We start from the raw sequence: 20507 nt of genomic DNA, 5'->3' as shown, positions 1-20507 counted from the left end.
AAATCATGCTGGCTGGGACCAGACAACCTCTCTTAACCCTGAATATTAGGCAGATGGGCTAGACCCACACTTTTCCTTCTTGGAGGGAATTACAGCCAACGCCTTGGCCCTTTATGAGGGGCTTAATGGAAGGATCTGGACTTGGATGTGCGGGAACAGCAGCGATCACAATGGCCGCATCGAAAGTGATACGCTTCTTGGTCAAAACCAAACTGTTGCAAGATGAATTGCCAACGGCATTGGCGGGTGTAGAGATAATCCGTGATATCCAGCTTGGTGGGAATGGGGGGAGGAATGAACCCCTGAGCAGCCACAATTCGAAAGTGAAATGGATCCTCCCAGACGAGAAGGCCTGATTGATGTAGGAGGGCTAGGGCGAGGTCGGCCCCTGGGAAGGCTTTTGTGATGGTGTCAATATGACCTTGGCGGGGAAGTTGATGGACCAACCGCTGGGCGGATTCTTGTTGTCCCTTCAACTGTTTGAGGAAATATTGTCGCATTTGCCGATCTTGAGGATCCAGCCAACCGGTGGGTTCACTAGCTAGCAGCAGGGTTTGCGATCGCAAGTTGTCTCGACCAGCCCGACCGATTTCTTGTAGATAAGCACTTAAGCTCAAAGGGGGATGATAATGCGCGATCCACCGGACATCAGGTTTATCAATTCCCATGCCAAATGCACTCGTACAAATCACAAACGGCAGTTCCCCCTGAAGCCACTGGGCTTCGATGCAGCGACGTTCAGGCGCACTGAGGCCTGCATGGTAGGCCACCGTGGGTTGATGTTGCTGACAGAACCAAGCGGCTAAACTCTCACATAATCGTCGGTTAGAGGTATATACCAGTCCTGCCGAATGGGCCTGACGGCCAATAAATCTCAAAAGCTTTTGTCGACGACAGGTGGGGGTCCAGGCCACTTCAACCGTCAAATCTAGATTCTGCCGATAGGGACTACAGCTTAGAACCTGAGGCTGATGCAGTTGAAGTACGGCCTGAATCGTGGATTGCGTTGAGGGTTTAGCGGTCGCTGTATAGGCCGCCACGGTAATGGGTGAGGCAGCGTTCGTTGGCAATAGTGCATCCCGAATCGCCCCTAAGCGGCGATAGACGGGGCGAAAACTGCTCCCCCATTGCTCAATGCAGTGGGCTTCATCCACAATTAAACATCGAATCTGCAAGTGCGGATCCCCTAACCGCTGCCAAATGGGTGGGCTCAACAAGGATTCGGGAGATAGATATAATAGGCGTAATTGCTGCTGTTCTATTTGTCGCAATGTCTGCCGACGTTTCTGAGAAGAGAGCTGGCTGTGGATCATCCCAGCAGGTAGCTTTTTTGCCTGGAGTGCTTGCACTTGATCCTCCATCAGAGCAATCAAAGGAGAGATCACAATCGTTAGGCCAGACTGTAACAGTGCTGGAAGCTGAAAGCAGACTGATTTACCCGAGCCAGTTGGCAGCATCACCAAGGCATCTTGGTGTCTCAGTAAACTGGTGACGGCCTCTCCCTGTAAAGGGCGAAACTCGCTGTATCCCCAAAACTTCTGTAGCCCAGCAATGGCTTTATCCCAAGCCTGTGAATGGTCAAGCCTCATCTTCAGGAAACATTCTTAGAAGTAACAAAGTCCAAGAAGCTAATGTCATTGCCAAGGTAAGCCTGTTCAACCGGAGCACTCTCTCCCTTAAAGGCTAAGTTTTTATTCCCCACCCGATCCATTCTGTTCCCTTAAGTCACTGCTATCCCATAGTCCTTTAGTTATCGTTCGATATGCCAGCGAAATTTTCAGTCCAAAGGTCCGCGACCTATCTATCTTTATTACTAGTCGGTTCCTTAGGTACGCTCCTGGGAACACAGGTTATTCCGAGTAACAGTCTTTTACCTCAACCGAGCGTTGCCCAATTGCCGAAGCCACTCCCGGGGCAAACGGATACCAACTTTATCGCCCGTGCGGTGGAAAAGGTGGGACCAGCTGTAGTCCGGATTGACTCTGCTCGCACTGTGAGCCGTCGTCGATCAAGGCTTTTTGACGATCCCTTCTTCCGTGAATTCTTTGGTCGAGATATTCCTAGTCAACAACCTCGCACACGGGTTCAACGGGGAACAGGGTCTGGATTTATCATCAGTGATGATGGCTTGGTCCTCACCAATGCCCACGTGGTGAACGGGGCGGATAAAGTTACAGTCGTTCTCAAAGATGGCCGTAGCTTTGAAGGCACCGTGATGGGAGAAGATTCCTTGACGGATGTTGCAGTCATTAAAATTAAAGCCAAAGATCTGCCCGCGGTAAAAATGGGCAAGTCGGATGAGCTGCAGCCGGGTGAATGGGCGATCGCCATTGGTAACCCCCTCGGATTAGATAACACCGTGACCGCCGGCATTATCAGCGCAACGGGGCGTACCAGCAATGATGTGGGTGTTCCAGATAAGCGGGTTGGCTTTATTCAAACGGACGCGGCCATTAATCCGGGTAATTCAGGGGGACCCTTGCTTAACCAGGCTGGCGAAGTCATTGGCATGAACACCGCCATTATTGGCGGGGCTCAGGGCCTCGGATTTGCCATTCCCATCAAAACAGCCCAGCGAATTGCCGATCAACTGATAGCCAAAGGTAAAGTCGATCATCCCTTCCTGGGTATTCGGATGGCTGGTTTGACCCCTGAACTAAAAGAGCGCATTAACAGCAGTCCAGACGTGGATTTTCAAGTCAAAGACGAGAAAGGTGTCTTAATCTTTGAAGTGATTCCTAAGTCTCCAGCAGCAACGGCGGGCTTGCGTCCTGGGGACATTATTCGTGAAATTGATGGCCAATCCATTAGTAAGGCTAGCCAAGTTCAGCAGAAGGTCGATGCCACATCCTTGGGCAACTCCTTGAAGTTAGGCATTACGCGCAATGGCAAGGAGCAAACCATTGCCGTTAAACCTGGACCTCTACCCGCTCAACTAAGCAAGAATAACTAAAGTCTTCTGGGTGAGTAACCTGATGATTGGACCAGTTAGTTGGGCCAGTTGAGATCTAGCCAGCGGTGATACAGGGATTTATAGCCATTCCCACTGGCTGAACTTGGCTGCTTGTCCACATTTTTGCCCTTGCTCATCCCAGATATCCCATATTTCCGCATTGCTGATTCTAAATCGGCGGCCTGTGGTGGAGATCCGGATCCCTTGATAGTTTTGAATATAATGCTGCTGGGCTGCTTGATTAAGGAGCTGAGCTCGGCTTTGCCACTCATGTGGCTCTGCGGTCAAGCGAGAGGGCATAGCAGTCAGTTCAGGCCAGGTTGTTTCCCAGAGATCAAGGGCAGGCTGGTTTCCGTAATTAAGAACGGGGTCAGTCTCTGTACCGTGGGATAGCAGTACAAAAGAGGCATGAAATAAATCATGGGCGATCTCGGCAGGAGAAGGAGCATCCCCCGTCAGTGGTTTTCCTGTCCAGTTCTGATAACTCTTTATTAGTCTCAAACTATGACGAATTATTTCAGCTTCTAGCCAAGGGAAAGACGCCAAATTCATAACTAATCAACTTTTTGCATGTAATAACGATATTTTGCCTTTTTCTAGAGTGCTGTAAGGCTGGGAGAATCGAGTAGGCTGGTTTTGGCGGCATTTACTGTATTTCGATCAAAGCCAACGTTGATGCTCATTGCTACCTCCCTGATACAGGAGCTTCTGGAGGCACAGCCCCAGCTTAGACCGCAAATGTATTTTAAGTCTTCCCTCACGGCTTTATCGCGGGCCATGGAAGATCAGGTACTTGCAGGGACTGATCACCCTTTAGTGATTATTAGCTGTCAACGGGAACGCTACTATCGAAAAGCTCTCCATCGCTACGCCCGCCTAGCCGCTCGCTCACCACAGGTGTATATTCTGGCGACTCCTGAACAAGAGTTTGGGGATGGGGCCGAGCCCTATGAAACGATTGCCTTTGACGAAGCCGATCCCTTGACTCAGGAATGGCACGTGATTGTTGTGGGCCAACAATATGCTGCTTGCCTTGCTTGTCGTGAACACCCTAAACTCCAGACTTCAGATGCCTTAAATGCCCCACGGATGGATCAAGCCCGTCGTTACGAAGGCATCTGGACCTTTGATCGGCGGGTGAGTTGTCAAGCGGCTCATTTGTTTTTGCAGAGAATCAGCCAATATTGTCCCCACCTCACCCCCAAGGTGACTCAGGCCCTCGCTCAGATTGTTCCTTATGTGGCTTCGACCGTTCGGCAAACGGAGCCCGGTCCGTTTACGGACAGATTGGTCACTTATCTGCAGGCCAGCCAGTATCGCCAGCAAAAAGCTTACCGCCAGATTGCCACTCAAGCCCGTAAAGAACACTTAGTCAACTCCATTACGGCTGCAATCCGCCGATCCCTGGACCCAGATCATGTGTTAGGGGTCGCGGTACAAGAGCTTGGACAAATCCTTGGGACAACCCGCTGTTTAATCTACCGATGCTTGGCCAAGGATCAGGTCACGCAACTTCAATATGAGTTTGTCCAACCTGGGCAGCCTGTTCTGAAAGGACAAACCTGGCCCTTGCACGATAACCCCTGGTTTCAGGATGTGCTTCACACTCAGCAGTGGGTATATGTTAGGGATGCAACGGCAGATGTCCGCTTACAGCAGTCAGCGCTGCTTCAGGATTGGGTAAAGACGGTTCAAATTGAGTCTCTTCTGCTGGTTCCCATGTGGTACCAAGGGCAATTACTGGGCATGGTTGAACTCCACCAGTCGGATCCACAAAAAGAGATGGTGTGGAAGGACGATGAAATTTCGTTGGTGGATGCGATCGCATCTCAAATCAGCATTGCTCTTATTCAAGCCCAATCCTTTGCTGACTTAGGCATTCTGAACCAGCAGTTGGCAGATCTAGAACAAGCTCGAAGTAACTTAATTGCGATCACAGGCCATGAATTGCGAACCCCCCTATCAACCATTCAGATCTGTCTAGAAAGTCTGACCAATGAGCCAGATATGGCCCCTGAGCTACAGCAAATCATGTTGAGCACAGCGCTTGCCGACGCTGAACGCATGCGCAAACTCATCCAAGACTTTTTAACCTTATCTCGCTTAGAAAGCGGCAGAATTGAGTGGAACTCTGAACCCTTAGCCCTGAAAGAATGTGTAAATTTAGCCCTCAGTAATATCAAGGCGCAGCATTTGAATCAGCCCCTTCCTAAAATCGAGACTCATATTCCTGAAAATTTACCCCTGGCTCAAGTGGATGGTGAGTGGCTAGTTGAGGTGTTGGCCAAATTATTGGACAATGCCTGCAAATTCACCGAGGCTGATGGCCACATCAAAATTGATGCGAAAGTTGCCTCTAAACAGATGTTAGAAGTGACCATCGCTGATACGGGTCGGGGTATCGATCCAGATTGTTTAGGTTCAATCTTTGAGCGGTTTTATCAAGAGGAAGGAGCCCTCAGGCGAACCACCGGGGGAACTGGCTTAGGGTTGGCCATCTGTCGCCAAATTATTCATAACCTAGGAGGAAGAATTTGGGCCTCATCCCAAGGACGTAATCAGGGGACTACGATGCACTTTACGATTCATAGTGTACAGACGCCTCCCCAGTCTCACATGCCCTTTTCTTCGCCTCAGATTTCTTTACCGAATCATCGGTCTGTAGATTCCTCCCGCCCTTGATCCCTGAAGAACTGTAACAGATCCAGCTGAACTTGATTAAAGGGGACGGACGCGATGATAGGATGCCCTCTAGAAGAGATTTAGGTACCTCAATCAGTACCGTATTGGGAGAAAAGTTAATGGCAGAAACACTGACTGGACAAACTCCATTGTTCGGCGGCAGCACTGGCGGATTGCTCTCGAGCGCTGAAACAGAAGAAAAATATGCCATCACCTGGACAAGTCCGAAGCAACAGGTCTTCGAAATGCCTACGGGTGGCGCAGCGGTGATGAACGAGGGAGAAAATCTCTTGTATCTTGCTCGCAAAGAACAATGTCTTGCTCTGGGGCTTCGACAACTGCGTACCAAGAAGATCATGGACTATAAGATCTACCGGGTGTTACCGGATGGATCGAATACTCTCCTGCATCCAAAAGATGGGGTCTTTCCTGAAAAATCCAATGAAGGCCGTACGGCAGTCAATAGCGTCGCTCGCTCCATTGGTGAAAACCCCAACCCTGGTGCCATCAAATACACAGGCAAGAAAGCCTACGATTAGGCTGATTAGTCACCCAGACAACGCCGTCAACTTAGATTGATGATGGCGTTACGCTTTTTTTCTTCTATTTATGAACCCCTCCATTGGTGGGGTTCAAATTTTTTTTTAATATTGTCTAGCCATTAACGTGTTTTTGGCCATTTCTCTCAGTGGATAGGTTGTTGCAGTGACGATTTTGCCTGACTTTAGTCAATTTGAAGCATTGGCCCAATCGGGCAATTTTGTTCCTGTTTATCGAGAGTGGATTGCGGATTTAGATACGCCAGTCTCAGCTTGGTATCGGGTCTGTGCCGATCAACCCTACAGTTTCTTACTGGAATCCGTTGAGGGGGGAGAACATTTGGCTCGATATAGTCTTTTGGGATGTGATCCAGTCTGGATTTTGGAAACTCGCGGTCAGCAAACAACCCAGACCCATCGAGATGGATCGGTGGTGCCTTTTACCGGTAACCCCTTTCAAATTTTGCAAGATTGTTTAGCGCCCTATCACCCCGTCACCCTTCCTCAGCTTCCTGCTGGGATTGGTGGCCTGGTTGGTTTCTGGGGATACGAACTCATTAATTGGATTGAACCTCGGGTACCGATCTATCCCGCTTCTAGCTCAGACTTACCGGATGGGCTATGGATGCAGGTGGATAATTTAATGATTTTTGATCAGGTCCAGCGCAAAATATGGGTTATTGCCTATGCTGATCTGCAACAAACGCCTGATTTAAAGGCCGCTTATCAGCAAGCTTGCGATCGCGTTGAGTATCTGGTCCAAAAACTACAGCAGCCCCTTGATCGACAAAGCTTGGAGCTGACGGGGATGACGCCCACCCAGGCCGTTACGGCGGACTTTACTAGCAATACGACCCAAGCCGGATTTTGTCACAATGTTCAGCAGGCTAAGGACTATATCAAGGCTGGCGATATTTTCCAGGTGGTTTTATCTCAACGGCTATCTACAGCCTATCAGGGGGACCCGTTTGAGCTATACCGCTCCTTGCGTTTGATCAATCCATCGCCCTATATGTCCTACCTGCACTTTAAAGATTGGCAAATTATTGGTTCCAGTCCTGAAGTGATGGTGAAAGCGGAACATAGCACCCAGGAGAAGGGAGGATTAGCTGCAACCGTGCGACCCATCGCTGGGACTCGTCCCCGTGGGCAAACCTCCCAAGAGGATATAGCTTTAGCGACAGAACTCCTCCAAGATCCAAAAGAAATTGCAGAGCATGTCATGCTCGTCGATCTAGGACGGAATGACTTAGGACGGGTCTGTAGTAAAGGATCGGTTCAGGTGAAATCAGCGGATCTGATGGTGATCGAACGCTACTCCCATGTCATGCATATTGTGAGCAATGTTGTAGGAGAACTTGAAGACGAGAAAACCGCCTGGGATTTGCTCAAAGCCTGCTTTCCGGCAGGTACCGTCAGTGGTGCACCTAAGATCCGAGCCATGGAAATTATCCATGAATTAGAAGGATGTCGGCGGGGGCCTTATTCAGGAGTATATGGCTACTACGATTTTGAAGGGCAGCTGAATACAGCCATTTCGATCCGTACCATGGTCGTCCAACAACAAACCAAGGGTCAACATCTTGTAACCGTGCAGGCAGGAGCAGGAATTGTGGCGGATTCTGAACCTATTCGAGAATATGAAGAGACCCTCAATAAGGCTAGGGGACTGTTACAAGCCATTCATTGCGTACAGGGTGCTGCCACCTGATCATGACAACCTACCAAGTCCGATTTATCAACCCTGATCTGAGGCTGGATCAAACGATCACCATTCCAGAGGATGAATACATTCTCGATATTGCCGAAGAGAATAACGTACCTATCCCTGCTGCCTGCAGACAGGGGGATTGTTCAACGTGTGTTGCCCGACTCGTGAGTGGAACTGTCGATCAGGCAGAACAGAAATTTTTAAACTCAACGGAGATGGGCCAAGGTTATACCGTTACCTGTGTGGCCTATCCCCGTTCAGATTGCGTGTTAGAGACTCATCAAGAGCAAACACTGTATCAAGGGTCTTTATATCAAAAATCCGAAGATATGAAGACGACTTAAGACTGAGTTTGAGCAAATAACATTTCCTTGAGCTTTTCTAACTCGTCAGCCCATCTTGGATCAGGTTGAGCTGCTTCTGCTTGAGTGTAAGAGCGGGATTTATTCTTGTTGCCACGACGGGGGGTGTTATTGCCTGCCCCTTGGTTATTCGCTTCCTTGCTCTTCGGTAAGGCTTTCTCAATTTTCAAGGCATTGTCTTTGAACACATGCCCATTTAACTTGGCAATCACTTGGTCTGCTTGCTCATCTGTTTCCACTGTGACAAAACCAAACCCACGACATTTACCGGTCTTCCGATCGGTAACTACTTTCGTGGACGTGAGTTCACCCACCTCTGCAGTGAATAACGCAGCTAGTTCGTCCCGGTCCAACTCTTTGGGTAAATTACCGATGTATAGGCGGATGGACATTGAGAATACCTCCAGAAGATTGATATATGAGCTAAAAAAAATAAAAGGACACTAGATTTGAACAGGAGGTGACTTGGCATAAACCAAGTGCCCACCGCCACGCTACTCTGCCGTATGATTACCACTGAATTCTCTATTGATAAGCCTAGTAAATATGAGAACCGTTCTGAATCTTGCAGCCCACTTGCCGCAAAAAACTTAGGTGAATATTCAGGAAAGTAGATTTCACAGGGGTTGAATCTAGTCACAGCCTTATGTAAAAAGCTTTTGAAAAAAGTCTCTATTACAAAGCGCACCAGCTTTTAAGGTATCACGGTCTAAGACCGCAAAGTAATGAAATCTAAACAACTGTTATCTGCTTAGGGAATATTCATGAACTGGGAAGAACCAGCCGGAAGAAATCGACTGGTTCAATAAGCTGTGTTGGGAAGAGGAAGGCCTGATATGTAGAGGGAGAAGATAGCTCATCAATCAAGAAAACCTTCAATATTAAGAAATGTAACACACAATGTTAGGGTCTGCAACTTTCCTTCAAGATTTCCTCAAGGAGGGAAGTTTGTTTGTTATGGTTGCTTCAAGCCAGTAATTGTGCTTCACTCCTTTTGATACCGTCTCATTTCTCCCCCCTAAAACGTCTATGGATGATCGGCACAGTTCCCGTGACGACAAACTAGAAACTCAGCTTCGTTCAACGCCCTTTTTTGCTGGTCTACCGGATTCAGTAGTTGATCAAGCGGTTGCTCAAGTTGTGACCCGCGAACATCCCGCAAATAGGGTGATTCTCCTAGAAAATGATTGGGGAAGTTCCGTTTACTTCATTCTAAATGGGTGGGTCAAAATCCGAACCTACAACATTGATGGCAAAGAAGTCACCTTAAATATTGTTGGCAAGGGTGAGATTTTTGGCGAAATGGCTCCCTTAGACGAGGTTCCCCGTTCTACAGATGTGATTACCCTTACTCCCACAACTGTAGCGAATATGCCTTCTACGGATTTTGTGAACTTAATGCAGACGCAGCCTCAAGCTGGTATCCGTTTGGCCAAGCTAATGGCACGTCGTTTGCGGCAGCTTAATCGGCGGTTACGATTGAGAGAGGCAGATGCTCAATCCCGCGTGGCCGATATCCTTCTGTTCTTAGCAGAAGGTCAAGGCATAGAAGGGAAAGGGGGCATAGAGATTCCCAACTTACCCCATCGAGAGTTGAGCAGTCTTAGCGGCATGGCCCGAGAGACGGTAACCCGCCAATTAGGTAAACTGGAAAACAAAGGCCTTATTCAACGCAATCAGGATGTGCTGTGCATCATCGATACTGATGCCCTAGAAGATTTGATTCTATAGCTGTTGGGTTATCCATCTGTGGACTGGCTTATTCCAGTCGGATCGAAAAGTTGATGCTTGCGTAAACGTATATGGGTGAGCATACTCTTGGGGGTTTGATCCACCAGCGAATTAGCCAGATTAATTTCAGTCTTCAGCGTCGGAAGAATAACGTCCTCAGTTTACGCCGGTAATGTCCAAGGTCCCTCCCAATCCAGTCGATAAGCCACTACCCATGGTAGAAACGGCTTTTTTGGCTAGTGCAACAGCATTAATTTGGTATATCAATACCTATTTCCCCTTGGGACCGTTACTACGGATTTTTTTCCCTATTCCCACCGCTTTGATCTATCTGCGATGGGGCAATCGTTCTGCCTGGATGAGCGCTTGGGTGACCACCCTTCTCATTACCGTTTTGATGGGGCCTCCTCGGAGTATTCAGTTTCTAATGCCTTACGGCGTGGTGGGGGTCATGCTGGGTGGGTTGTGGAAACGGCAGGTCAGCTGGGCCATTTCGATGGGTTGGAGCATCCTGATTATGGCCATTGGATTTTTCTTCCAGCTCAACTTACTGTCGCTATTGGTCGGGACCAATCTTTGGATCTACATCAACCGTCAAATTACGGGCTTTTTAGATTGGGTGGTGATTAAGTTAGGTCTGCTTCTTCAGCCCGATGTGATTGTCATACAGCTATTTGCTGTTGGTTTGATCCTGTTGAATGCCTTTTTATATATATTGTTGGTCCACTTAGTAGCTTGGCTTGTTTTTGATCGCATCGGTGTATCTATCCCTGATCCGCCCCTATGGCTGCAAACCTTTCTTGAATATCAGGATGAGTAACCTATGCTGCGGGTGTATACCCAGCTAGAACGGGGGAATCAGTGGCTGAAGCAACACGAAGGACGTTCACCGATTTTTGCCTGTGTTTTGGGATTTACGGAGACAGGATTGATTCCTAATATTTCGACGGCGGGGGCAACACCAGCGGCTCGATGTTTAACGGCCCTTGCAGACGCCGAATTTCTGTTCAATGGCCCTCAGGCTCGACCCATGTATCCTTTACCTGATTTGGCTTATGGCGTGTCTCCAGCCATGATTTCATGGGCCATTTATACCACTCAACGTTTTCCTCTCCAGCTTTTCAATGCAGGTTTAAAGCAGTCGCCCTCGGTACCTACAGTAGATTTGGGGGGACAAGCGGCCTGTTGTCTTAGTTCAGGTATGGCTCTGCCCCTGCCAATTGTTGAGCTGTTATTCCAACAAGGGCTGGAGTGGGGGGAAACCCTGGCGAAGCAAGCGGCAGATGGATATCTCATCTTGGCTGAATGCGTAGTGGGAGGGACGACAACAGCCCAAGGGATATTGACAGGGTTAGGCTTTTCGGTAGCAGGCCAAGTGAACAGCAGTCATCCAGTCTGCAATCATCAGCAAAAGCATCAGTTGGTCGAGGCAGGTTTAGCTCAAGCAGGGCTGCAGGACTGGCTGGCTCATCCGTTGGCGCTAGTGGCTGCAGTGGGCGATCCGATGCAGATTGTGGTGGCCGGGATGATGATTACGGCCAGTCGAGCCTGTGGGGTGATGTTGGCGGGGGGACGCAAATGCTGGCGGTGTATGCCTTGGCGAGGCAGATTTCCCAGGCGTTTCGACTGCCTTGGACCCCTGACAATATGCTGGTGGGGACCACCCGTTGGGTTGTTGAGGATCCCTCTGGGGATACGGTTGCCCTCGCGAATCAGGTGGGGGAGGTGCCCTTGGTAGCGACTCAGCTCAGTTTCGCCACCTCACGCTATCCACAGTTACAGATATTTGAGCAGGGGTTTGTGAAAGAAGGAGTTGGTGCGGGGGGATGTGCGATCGCAGCTCACCTCTACCAGGGGTGGCAGCAAAACGATATTGTGAACGCTGTGGAGCAAACCGTAGAAGACTACTACCGTTTGCGGAACTCAGGCTAAACCCAGGCGAATTCGGATGAGAGGGTATCCCAACCCAGACCCTCGCGCACCACTGCGGGTTGGTCTTGGCAGAGATCTAATATCGTTGAGACTTTGGTGCTCAGGTCTTGACCATTTTCGATAATTAGATCCACTTGCTTATCAAAATGATCAAAGAGTTCAGCTGGGGAGAGGGGCTCTTGTTTTTTTGACCAACCGTGAACACTTTCCTGATCTGAGAAATGCGCAGATGTAGAGATAATCGGAGTGGCTAGGGAGTCCAATAGGGATAGGCAGACTGGATGATCCGGCACTCGAATGCCAGTGGTTTTTCGCTTGGGATTTTGGACCAATTTAGGGACGAGCTTGGTGGCCGGTAACAAAAAGGTATAGGGACCTGGAATCAGCTTCCGCATGATTCTGTAGGCTGGATCGCTCACTCGGGCATACTGAGCGATATTCGAGAGAGATGAACATAAGAACGTCAACGGTTTGTCATTGGACATCTGTTTGATTTGCCGAACCCGTTGAACCGCAGCCTTGGCGTTGATATCACAGCCAATGGCATAAACCGTGTCTGTAGGATAGAGCATGACCGCTCCATTCAGTAGATCAGCCCGAATAGCGTCAATCGTTCGCTGTTGGGGATCTTGGGGATGAACAGTATAAATTTGGGCCATGATCTTCTCCTTTGTCATCTGGCCTTGTTCCATGAGCAAAACCAGTTGGCTTTCCAGCCATGAGGACAGGTACACTAAAATTCGATGCTCCCGCGCGGGGACTGCCCTCTATGACCAAACTAGCTTATTTCGAGTGCCCTACAGGCATTGCCGGGGATATGTGCTTGGGAGCGCTCTTAGATTTGGGGGTGCCCCTTTCCTTACTCCAAGACTATTTCAGGCGTTTGGACATTGAGCAAGAATTTGAATTACAGGTCAGTTCCGTTCACCGACAAAGCCAACAAGCCACCTATGTTCGAGTTGAGCTGGGAGCTGAGCCTGGGCCGTCAGGGGAACATCAGCATTCCCACCACCGACATTTGCCGGAAATTGAACGTCTGATTCTGGGAGCGGGATTGCCCAAGCAGGTAGAAATCTGGAGTTTAGATATTTTCCGAAATTTAGCCCTTGCTGAGGGGAAGGTACATGGAATTGAGCCCAATCGGGTGCATTTCCATGAAGTGGGGGCCACGGATGCCATTGTGGATATTGTTGGCACTTGCATAGGTCTACATTGGTTGGGGGTTGAAGAGATATTCTGTTCGGCCCTCCCCACAGGAGGCGGGACAGTCAAAGCAGCTCATGGAAAATTATCGGTTCCAGTCCCAGCGGTTTTACAGCTTTGGCAAACGCGACAAGTACCGGTTTATGACAATGGTATTCATAAGGAATTGGTGACGCCAACGGGAGCTGCGATCGCAACCACCCTGGCTCAAACTTTTGGTCCTCCTCCCCCCCTGTCTCTCCACCAGATCGGTTTGGGGGCAGGCACCCTGGACTTGTCTTTACCGAATATCCTCCGCATTTGGCTGGGGGAATCGGCAGCATCTCCAGCTTCAGCGACTCACCCTGAAACCGTAGCTGTACTGGAGACGCAAATCGATGACCTCAACCCCCAAGTCTTTGGCTATGTTTTTGATGCCCTGTTTCAAGCTGGGGCCTTAGATGTGTTTACCCAGGCAGTGGGTATGAAGAAATCCCGCCCCGGCATTCTATTGACGGTAATTTGCCCCCCTGAAACCGTCTCAGCTTGTGAAACGGTGATATTTAAAGAAACGAGTACCCTGGGTATTCGGCGATCGCAACAGCAACGCACCGCCCTCCAACGAGCCATTAAAACGATTGACACGACCTATGGTCCAGTCCAGATTAAGCTGGCCTATCATGATCACCAGCTGGTCAACGTTCAGCCCGAATATGAAGACTGTGCTCAGATAGCCCAAACGCATCATTTATCTTGGCAACGGGTTCATCAGGCTGCTTTAGTAGCTTGGTATCAGCAGTCAGAAATTATAGGTGCAAAGTAAACCGCAATTAATAGGTGTAATGTCTTGAAAAAGGTGGACGGTGAGAGCGGTTCACCTCAGCTAGACTCAGTTAAATGAATCAGTCTTTCAAACTGATAGTCCTTGACGAGTTGGTAGAGGCTTGCGGCAATTTCTTGATGGTTCGGTTCAATTTCTGAGATAAGGTCAACCACTTTACCTTCATCCAAAAATAGGGCAGCCTGATTGAGCTGCTCTCGCCAAGTGAGCGGCAGTCGGTTGAGATGTTCAGGGTCAAGGGCTCGTAAGGGAATGGTCTGAGGCTGAACAGGGGTCGACTCTTCATAAATCCAGCTGAGATTGAGTTTCTCAGCCATTAAATCCAATATCTCCATCAAAATATAAGGCTTGCTGACAAATCCGTCACAACCATTGGCCAGGGCTTGAATACGAACATCATCAAATGCATTAGCGGTAAGGGCGATGATGATGGGCGGAGGGCTGTTACTAGCGGCGGCTAAGTCCTTGATCTTTTTGGCAACTTCTAGCCCATTCATCCCAGGTAGCTGTATGTCCATCCAGATTAAATCAGGGCGCCAAGACTGCCAACTTTCAATGGCTGATGGACCGTCATTGACGGCAGCCACCATAAAACCGAGGGGGGATAAATGATCGATCAAGAGGCGTTGGTTATCGGCTTGGTCTTCCACCACTAAAATGCGGTAAATCGGCTGATCCTCAGCTAACCGGAGAATTTTCTGCTGGGACGGTTTATGGATGACTGGGGTGGTCGTGACCAACACTGGCAAGTTGAAAAAGAAGCAAGTTCCAATGCCCTCTTCACTGCGGACCTGGAGTTGGCCTCCCATCAGCTCCACAAAGCTTTGGCTTATGGGGAGCCCTAGGCCAGTACCCTGTCGGGATTTGACCCCTGATTGGGTTTGGACAAAGGCTTCAAAAACGCTATCGAGTTCATCCTTGGCAATTCCAGCTCCTGTGTCTTCTACTTCAAATTGGAGGACATAAATATCTGGGGGAGTCAATTCCTCTGATTCTGAGTGGGCGTTTGTGACTCGCAATGTCACCCGCCCTTGTTCCGTAAATTTAATGGCGTTCCCTAACAAATTAATCAGAATTTGGCGCAGTTTGCGCTCATCCGCTTGAATGACTTCAGGAACATCAGGGGATTGTTCGAATTGAAAGTCTAGGTTCTTAGATTTAGCCCTAAGCTGCAACATGCCATGAATGGCCTGTAAAAATTCATGGAAGTTAAAGGTATCGAGTTGAAGGGTGGTTTTTCCAGCTTCAATTTTGGAGAGGGCCAATACATCGTTAATCAGATCGAGTAAATGCTCACCACTACGATTGATAATGGCGAGAGATTCATCCAGATGCTGCGGTAATCTCGCATCTTGGGCCATTAACTGGCTAAATCCCAAAATTGCATTCAAGGGAGTGCGCAATTCATGACTCATGCTAGCCAGAAAGTCACTTTTAGCTTGATTGGCATGTTCGGCTTCGAGCTGGGCTGTATGGAGTTGCTGGGTCCGTTGGGCGACTTTTTTCTCAACTGAGGCATAGAGTTGGGCATTATCGATGGAAATAGCGGCTTGGGCGGCTAGCAGGTGGAGTACTTCTAAGTGATTGGAGGTGAACGCTCCAGGGGTTAAATTATTCTCTAGATAGAGTAATCCAACTAGATCCCCTTGCCGCAGAATCGGCATGCACAGTTGAGACAAAGGGGCTCGATCACTTTGGTAAGGGTCACCGGCAAATTTGGTTTCTGTGCGACCATCCTGAATAACCAGGGTTTCTCGGGTTCGTTCACTATAGTGAATCAAGGATAGAGGCAAATGACCATTAATCCCCACATGGTTCAAAGAAATGGGCAACTGGGTTGCCTGCTCCGGATATTGAGCCATTAGACAGAGCTGGTGGTCTTGGTATAACAACAGACAGCCCCGCTCTGCACCCGCATTCTCGATGACCACCTGCATTGTGGTGGCCAGGAGTCGCTCGATTTCAATTTCTTCAGATAGGGCTTGGCAGGCTTTCATGACTGCAGCCCAGTCCAGGCCTTTAAATCCACCTTGGTGGCTGGAGTGGGTGGGCTGGGTTCGGGCTAAGCTAAAGGACTCTAACGCCTGAATGCGCAAGCCACTATTCAGGAATGGGGCGAGTAACTGGGCATGGTTACGTTCCAGGTCTGCTAACTTGGCGATTGCCCCCCAACGCTCGTAGGCGTAATAGGCATTCACCATATAGGTCTGGGCAATGGTGGTTTTGCCCCATTGCAAATAAAACCGAGCGGCAAGTTCTTGGGCTAGGGCGGCTTCTTGGGTGAAATGATGCTCTGTTGCTAAGGCAATAGCGAGATCGTAAGCATCAATCGCCTCAAGATGGGCACCTAAAACTCGATAGCGCTCCGCCTCCACTAAATGATACTTATGCTGGACATTCATGGGGCCATATTGAGCGTGTCGCAGCAGGTACGCCTGGTTCTGCTCAATTCTGTCTTGCCACGATTCGGAAATACGCGATCCGGTGGGCACGAGGGCCAATAAGGCTAAGGAGTCATAAAAGTGATAAATCGTTCCCGTAAAATAGCCGGGACCGCCGTCTAGATAGAAACGAGCCTGATCTGCCAGAGCCTGAAGCTGATCGCGATCTTGGAATAAATAGCCCAGAACAAGTTTATGCACACTGTAAAAGTGCAGCCCCGCAACATTGCTGTTACTGATCATCTGAGGCAAGACATCAGTTTCGTTATAGGCTTTGCCCACTAACGCTGTAGGATTTTGGTTTTGGCCTTGCAGATTGAGGACCACTTGCAAAAACAGGCGGGTAAAAGAGGAAGTGGTGGCGATTTGAAATTTGTCTAGAATCTTGACATAGGCTTGGATGTCCGAGGTTAAGGAAGCTAAGTCTTGACCACAGAAATAGGAATATTGGCAAATGTCTTTGGCACAGTAGCCGACAAATTCCAGATTGCCTGTGTCCAATGCAATTTGATAGCCCTCGCGCAGGAGTGCGATCGCATTTTGGAGATGCACTGAATCATGAGTAACAAACGCGCCCAAGCTATATAGGACAGCGGGCTGAACGGGTTTGGCATCAAACTTCTCCATCACCTGGAGTGCCAAGTGACTGTACTCTGTTGCCAGGTCAATATCCTGCAACACCCCTGTGAGTAAAATACTGTAGGTGGCATAAAAGAAAGCCCCCAGCGGGGAGTTGCCATGGCGAATGCTGGTTTTAACCCCCAATACCGTCACTAAGGGAAATAAATCAGGTGCAGCAATGTAGGCTGCTGGGATCATACTGGCCGCAATTCCCATCACCGCAAGCTGCTGTTGTTCAAACATCACTGGCAAGTTGCCAAACTCTGCAACGTTGAATAGTGCCGTTTCTTGGGCAAGATCTTGAAAGGCAGCTTGGATATCTTCTGGCTGAGGTGATTCTGGGAAATGGATACCAAAGCGAGCCAGGGCTTGTCGGGCTGTAGAGAGAGCGTCTAAGAGTCGGTTATGGGAGGTGTAGGCTTGGATTTGGATTTCATACGCCCTCACCTGATCGAGGGGGTGAGCGGCATGGGCAAGAATTGACTCGACCAATGATTCCATGGTCCCAATCGCACTGTGCAAGTAAGCCGCTTCCGCGGCCAGCTCAGATAAGGCCAGCATCAGATCATAGTGCTGCTGCCATCCGTCTTTCCCCAAAAGGGTCAAGCCCATTGAGGCATATTCAGCAGCGAGATCATAGGCAGTAGAGGTCCGTGCCTTTTTGGCTGCAACTCGGTTGAGTTCAGCCAGGTTCACCTGTTCTTCTGATGTTTGCAGCAGAGTCGCCCCGCGGTTGAGCTGATTGACTAGCTCAAAGATCTGCTCATCCCGCTCCATCTCCGGAACTAGCTTGAGTAACTGTTGACCAATCATTAAGTGAGTGGCTCGTTTTTGTCCCGATGGAATTAAGGAATAAGCCGCTTGCTGAATCCGGTCATGGAGGAATGTATAGGTGCTGATGGATGGGGCTAATCCTGATGTTCGAGACTCTCTTGATAGAGGTTGATTCTCGTCTACAGCCGCTTGGATTTGTTCTGTCAGATTGACATTTTTAATACCTTCAAGTAAACCAGCCTGCAAAGCTTCCCATAAAGTTTGGGCAGTTTTCTCCTCGCTAGTGCCAGAGACAATGGCCAAAGTCTTCAAGGTAAAACGATTACCAATGCATGCCGCGAGTTTGAGACTTTCTTGCGTTTCTGGCGAGAGTTTGAGTAACTGACGTCGCATAAATTCAACGACATCCCCTGTCAGAGCCAAGGCCTGAATTTCAGTAATATCCCATTCCCAAGATCGCAGGGTTTGGTTAAACCGAATCAGCTGTTCTTTCTCCAGCGTTTGCAAGAATTGTCGACTAAAGAAGGGGTTCCCCTGAGTCTTCTGAAACAAGTATTGGGAGAGGGTACAGGTTTGCTCTGGTGAGCAGGCCAAGGTGTCTGAGATCAGTGCATTCAAGTCCTTGGCTTGTAAAGCTGTTAGATGGAGCCGACTGATGGTGAGTTCTGATTGTTCGAGCCGTCTTAGGGTCTGCATCAACGGATGAGCGTCCAAAACTTCGTTGTCTCGATACGTCCCGATCAGCAATAGATACCCTCGTTCTGACTCTTCTAACAGAGATTGCAAGAACTTTAAGGAGGCAGAATCAATCCATTGCAAATCGTCTAGGAAGAGAACCAGAGGATGATCGACCCCCGGAAAGATCTGGAAAAACTGCTGAAAAACAAGGTTAAATCGATTTAAAGTAGGTCCAGGCTCGAGTTCAGCCACAGGGGTTTGGGGACCAATGAGCAGCTCTACTTCAGGGATTACATCAATAATGACTTGGCCATTGTCACCCACTGCAGTCAGGATTTTGGTTTGCCACTGCTTGACGCTCTCAGGGCTTTCCATCAATAACTGCTGACATAGATCTTGGAAGGCTTGTAGCAGAGCCGCGAAGGGCATGCTCTGCTGCAGTTGATCAAACTTGCCCTGAATAAAATAGCCCCGTCGCCGAACAATGGGCTTATGAATTTCGCTAATTACGGCTGTTTTGCCAACACCAGAATGCCCTGAGACCAGCATCAGTTCGCTGGCCCCTTGAGCAACCCGCTCAAAGGTATTGAGTAATATCTCAACCTCTTGGGTTCGGCCATACAATTTTTCAGGAATGACAAAATCCGTCGGTTGATCTCCTTGAGCAAGGGCAAAAGAACTCACTTGCCCTTGCTCCTGCAGTAAATGACGGCAGTAGGCTAGGTCGTAATGGAGCCCATAGGCGGTCTGATACCGATCCTCAGCCATTTTAGCGATCAGCTTCAGGACAATCTGGTTGAGGACTTCGGGAATATTAGGATTGATAACGATCGGCGCAACAGGGACCTGAGCAATATGGCAATGTACCAATTCCATTGGATCTTGGGCCTGAAAAGGGAGTTGGCCCGTTAGCAACTCATAAAACGTAATGCCTAAAGAGTAAAAGTCTGTTCGATAGTCCACCTTCCGGTTCATGCGTCCCGTTTGCTCTGGAGAAAGATAGAGTAGCGTTCCTTCTAGCAATTTAGGACTCAGTAAAGCGGTGCTTTCTCGAGGCAATAGAGATGCCAGGCTGAAATCAATTAGTTTTGTTTCTAATGTTTGAGGGTGGACAACAATATTGTGAGGCTTAATATCCTTATGAATAATCTGATACTGACTTAGATTCTCTAACGCTTTCGCTAACTGAAGAGCAATATCTAAAAATATATGGACAGCCATGGGAGAACGGGGCTTCCCATGCTCGGTCGAAGGGGTTGCAAAATCGGAGAGGGAGATCCCGCCGAAGTCAGGCATCTCAATCGCCAAGCCGTTGTTATAAGGTAAAAGCGCAGTCGGCTGAACGACTCCAGGGACATCAAGCTTGCGGGCTATCTCATATTCATGTCGGAATTCAGCTAATTCTTGAGCGGTGGGGTAAGGCGTCTTAAGTATCTTAAGGACAACATCCGTCTGAGTGACCTGATTGTGGGCGCGATAAACCAATGTCCTAGAGCTTTCATATAGTTGCTCTAGAATTTGGTATCGACTTAGGGTGATGGGGTCAACCGTCATGGTCAGGCCATCGTTAAACGCATGGATAGTATCTTCACAGATGCTAGAGCTGTCGTTAGCTTTGAAGGAATGTAATATATTGAATATGCCCATTAATAATGGTATCTAGATCAAGAAAATATTTTCATTTCCAGAAAAAAACTGTATCATTTTCGGTCCCCTTGTTTGAATATTTTTAAGAAAATAAAATTCGACTACCAAAAATAGTTTCCACTGGGCTGGAGGCCAATCTCCAAAAGGGATAATTGGACCTTCTGGTCAGTTAAACTTACTCTTTTGTAGGGGGAAAACTGCTAGTTTTGCCGAAGGGTAATAGAGGTAGACTTATGCATATTTGTGATTATTACTCTTTGGCGATTAAAATATTTCTGTATTCGTTTCTGCTTCCCTATTTTGTATCCTGCTAGTTAAAAAGCAGCTTCCTTGTATCAGGGACTGATATTTTTTGTTTCTTGTAATGGTGGCTATGAGTGGATTGCACCCGGTTCTTGATCGCATCACATATC

At 48.6% G+C, this 20507-nt stretch carries 13 protein-coding genes and 1 pseudogene; 9 read left to right on the top strand and 5 right to left on the bottom strand.

Annotation, left to right across the window (positions count from 1 at the left end; translation table 11 throughout):
* Positions 1-122: 122 nt before the first annotated feature.
* Positions 123-1589 (bottom strand): ATP-dependent DNA helicase RecQ, encoded by a 1467-nt coding sequence (locus tag ON05_RS06205; RefSeq protein ID WP_010468199.1) that lies wholly within the window; start codon positions 1587-1589, stop codon positions 123-125.
* A gap of 173 nt (positions 1590-1762) precedes the next feature.
* On the opposite strand from ON05_RS06205, the gene ON05_RS06200 reads away from it, so the two are divergent.
* Complete coding sequence (locus ON05_RS06200) at positions 1763-2953, top strand: HhoA/HhoB/HtrA family serine endopeptidase (protein ID WP_010468196.1); 1191 nt, start codon at positions 1763-1765, stop codon at positions 2951-2953.
* Positions 2954-3031: 78 nt separating this feature from the next.
* Here ON05_RS06200 and ON05_RS06195 read toward each other — a convergent pair whose 3' ends face one another.
* A complete protein-coding gene (locus ON05_RS06195) occupies positions 3032-3505 on the bottom strand; it encodes an MEKHLA domain-containing protein (protein WP_010468194.1) in 474 nt (157 codons plus the stop codon).
* Positions 3506-3628: 123 nt separating this feature from the next.
* Here ON05_RS06195 and ON05_RS06190 point away from each other — a divergent pair, with 123 nt between their 5' ends.
* The 4 genes from ON05_RS06190 (at position 3629) to ON05_RS06175 (ending at position 8229) form a co-directional block, all read left to right on the top strand.
* Positions 3629-5635 carry a DICT sensory domain-containing protein gene (locus tag ON05_RS06190; protein ID WP_010468191.1) on the top strand — a complete coding sequence of 669 codons (2007 nt, stop codon included), beginning with the start codon at positions 3629-3631 and terminating at the stop codon, positions 5633-5635.
* Positions 5636-5754: 119 nt separating this feature from the next.
* The gene (locus ON05_RS06185; protein WP_010468189.1) at positions 5755-6174 is read left to right on the top strand and encodes a photosystem I reaction center subunit II PsaD; all 420 of its coding nucleotides are present in this window, start codon (positions 5755-5757) and stop codon (positions 6172-6174) included.
* A 166-nt stretch (positions 6175-6340) separates the two neighbouring features.
* The gene (gene trpE, locus ON05_RS06180) at positions 6341-7885 is read left to right on the top strand and encodes an anthranilate synthase component I (protein ID WP_010468187.1); all 1545 of its coding nucleotides are present in this window, start codon (positions 6341-6343) and stop codon (positions 7883-7885) included.
* Between the two features lie 2 nt (positions 7886-7887).
* Entirely contained in the window at positions 7888-8229 is a 342-nt protein-coding gene (locus ON05_RS06175) for a 2Fe-2S iron-sulfur cluster-binding protein (RefSeq protein WP_010468186.1), read from the top strand.
* Here ON05_RS06175 and ON05_RS06170 read toward each other — a convergent pair.
* Positions 8226-8639 (bottom strand): RNA-binding protein, encoded by a 414-nt coding sequence (locus ON05_RS06170; protein ID WP_010468184.1) that lies wholly within the window; start codon positions 8637-8639, stop codon positions 8226-8228. The genes ON05_RS06175 and ON05_RS06170 overlap by 4 nt on opposite strands.
* A gap of 637 nt (positions 8640-9276) precedes the next feature.
* Between ON05_RS06170 and ON05_RS06165 the strand changes: the two genes are divergently transcribed.
* The 3 genes and pseudogenes from ON05_RS06165 (at position 9277) to cobT (ending at position 11910) form a co-directional block, all read left to right on the top strand.
* Positions 9277-9978 carry a Crp/Fnr family transcriptional regulator gene (locus ON05_RS06165; protein WP_010468182.1) on the top strand — a complete coding sequence of 234 codons (702 nt, stop codon included), beginning with the start codon at positions 9277-9279 and terminating at the stop codon, positions 9976-9978.
* 172 nt (positions 9979-10150) lie between these two features.
* Positions 10151-10798: a DUF2232 domain-containing protein gene (locus tag ON05_RS06160; protein ID WP_010468180.1), complete on the top strand. Its 648-nt coding sequence runs from the start codon at positions 10151-10153 to the stop codon at positions 10796-10798.
* A gap of 3 nt (positions 10799-10801) precedes the next feature.
* Positions 10802-11910: pseudogene (cobT, locus tag ON05_RS06155) on the top strand (nicotinate mononucleotide-dependent phosphoribosyltransferase CobT).
* Here cobT and ON05_RS06150 read toward each other — a convergent pair.
* Entirely contained in the window at positions 11907-12569 is a 663-nt protein-coding gene (locus ON05_RS06150) for an L-threonylcarbamoyladenylate synthase (RefSeq protein WP_010468176.1), read from the bottom strand. The pseudogene cobT and the gene ON05_RS06150 sit on opposite strands and share 4 nt — an antisense overlap.
* Positions 12570-12679: 110 nt before the next feature.
* On the opposite strand from ON05_RS06150, the gene larC reads away from it, so the two are divergent.
* Entirely contained in the window at positions 12680-13915 is a 1236-nt protein-coding gene (gene larC, locus ON05_RS06145; protein WP_010468174.1) for a nickel pincer cofactor biosynthesis protein LarC, read from the top strand.
* 56 nt (positions 13916-13971) lie between these two features.
* Here the strand turns inward: larC and ON05_RS06140 are convergent, their stop codons facing one another.
* Positions 13972-20094, bottom strand: coding sequence for a hybrid sensor histidine kinase/response regulator (locus ON05_RS06140; RefSeq protein WP_262561275.1), 6123 nt, complete (start codon positions 20092-20094; stop codon positions 13972-13974).
* Positions 20095-20507 lie beyond the last annotated feature (413 nt).

The organism is Acaryochloris sp. CCMEE 5410 (assembly GCF_000238775.2).
Classification (GTDB): Bacteria; Cyanobacteriota; Cyanobacteriia; order Thermosynechococcales; family Thermosynechococcaceae; genus Acaryochloris.
This window is presented reverse-complemented; position numbering and strand designations above follow the sequence as displayed.

Bases quoted from the DNA above. Each gene is read 5' to 3' on its own strand.
- ON05_RS06205 (WP_010468199.1), bottom strand. From the start codon at position 1,589: ATGAGGCTTGACCATTCACAGGCTTGGGATAAAGCCATTGCTGGGCTA.
- ON05_RS06200 (WP_010468196.1), top strand. From the start codon at position 1,763: ATGCCAGCGAAATTTTCAGTCCAAAGGTCCGCGACCTATCTATCTTTA.
- ON05_RS06195 (WP_010468194.1), bottom strand. From the start codon at position 3,505: ATGAATTTGGCGTCTTTCCCTTGGCTAGAAGCTGAAATAATTCGTCAT.
- ON05_RS06190 (WP_010468191.1), top strand. From the start codon at position 3,629: ATGCTCATTGCTACCTCCCTGATACAGGAGCTTCTGGAGGCACAGCCC.
- ON05_RS06185 (WP_010468189.1), top strand. From the start codon at position 5,755: ATGGCAGAAACACTGACTGGACAAACTCCATTGTTCGGCGGCAGCACT.
- ON05_RS06175 (WP_010468186.1), top strand. From the start codon at position 7,888: ATGACAACCTACCAAGTCCGATTTATCAACCCTGATCTGAGGCTGGAT.
- ON05_RS06170 (WP_010468184.1), bottom strand. From the start codon at position 8,639: ATGTCCATCCGCCTATACATCGGTAATTTACCCAAAGAGTTGGACCGG.
- ON05_RS06165 (WP_010468182.1), top strand. From the start codon at position 9,277: ATGGATGATCGGCACAGTTCCCGTGACGACAAACTAGAAACTCAGCTT.
- ON05_RS06160 (WP_010468180.1), top strand. From the start codon at position 10,151: ATGTCCAAGGTCCCTCCCAATCCAGTCGATAAGCCACTACCCATGGTA.
- ON05_RS06150 (WP_010468176.1), bottom strand. From the start codon at position 12,569: ATGGCCCAAATTTATACTGTTCATCCCCAAGATCCCCAACAGCGAACG.
- larC (WP_010468174.1), top strand. From the start codon at position 12,680: ATGACCAAACTAGCTTATTTCGAGTGCCCTACAGGCATTGCCGGGGAT.
- ON05_RS06140 (WP_262561275.1), bottom strand. From the start codon at position 20,094: ATGGGCATATTCAATATATTACATTCCTTCAAAGCTAACGACAGCTCT.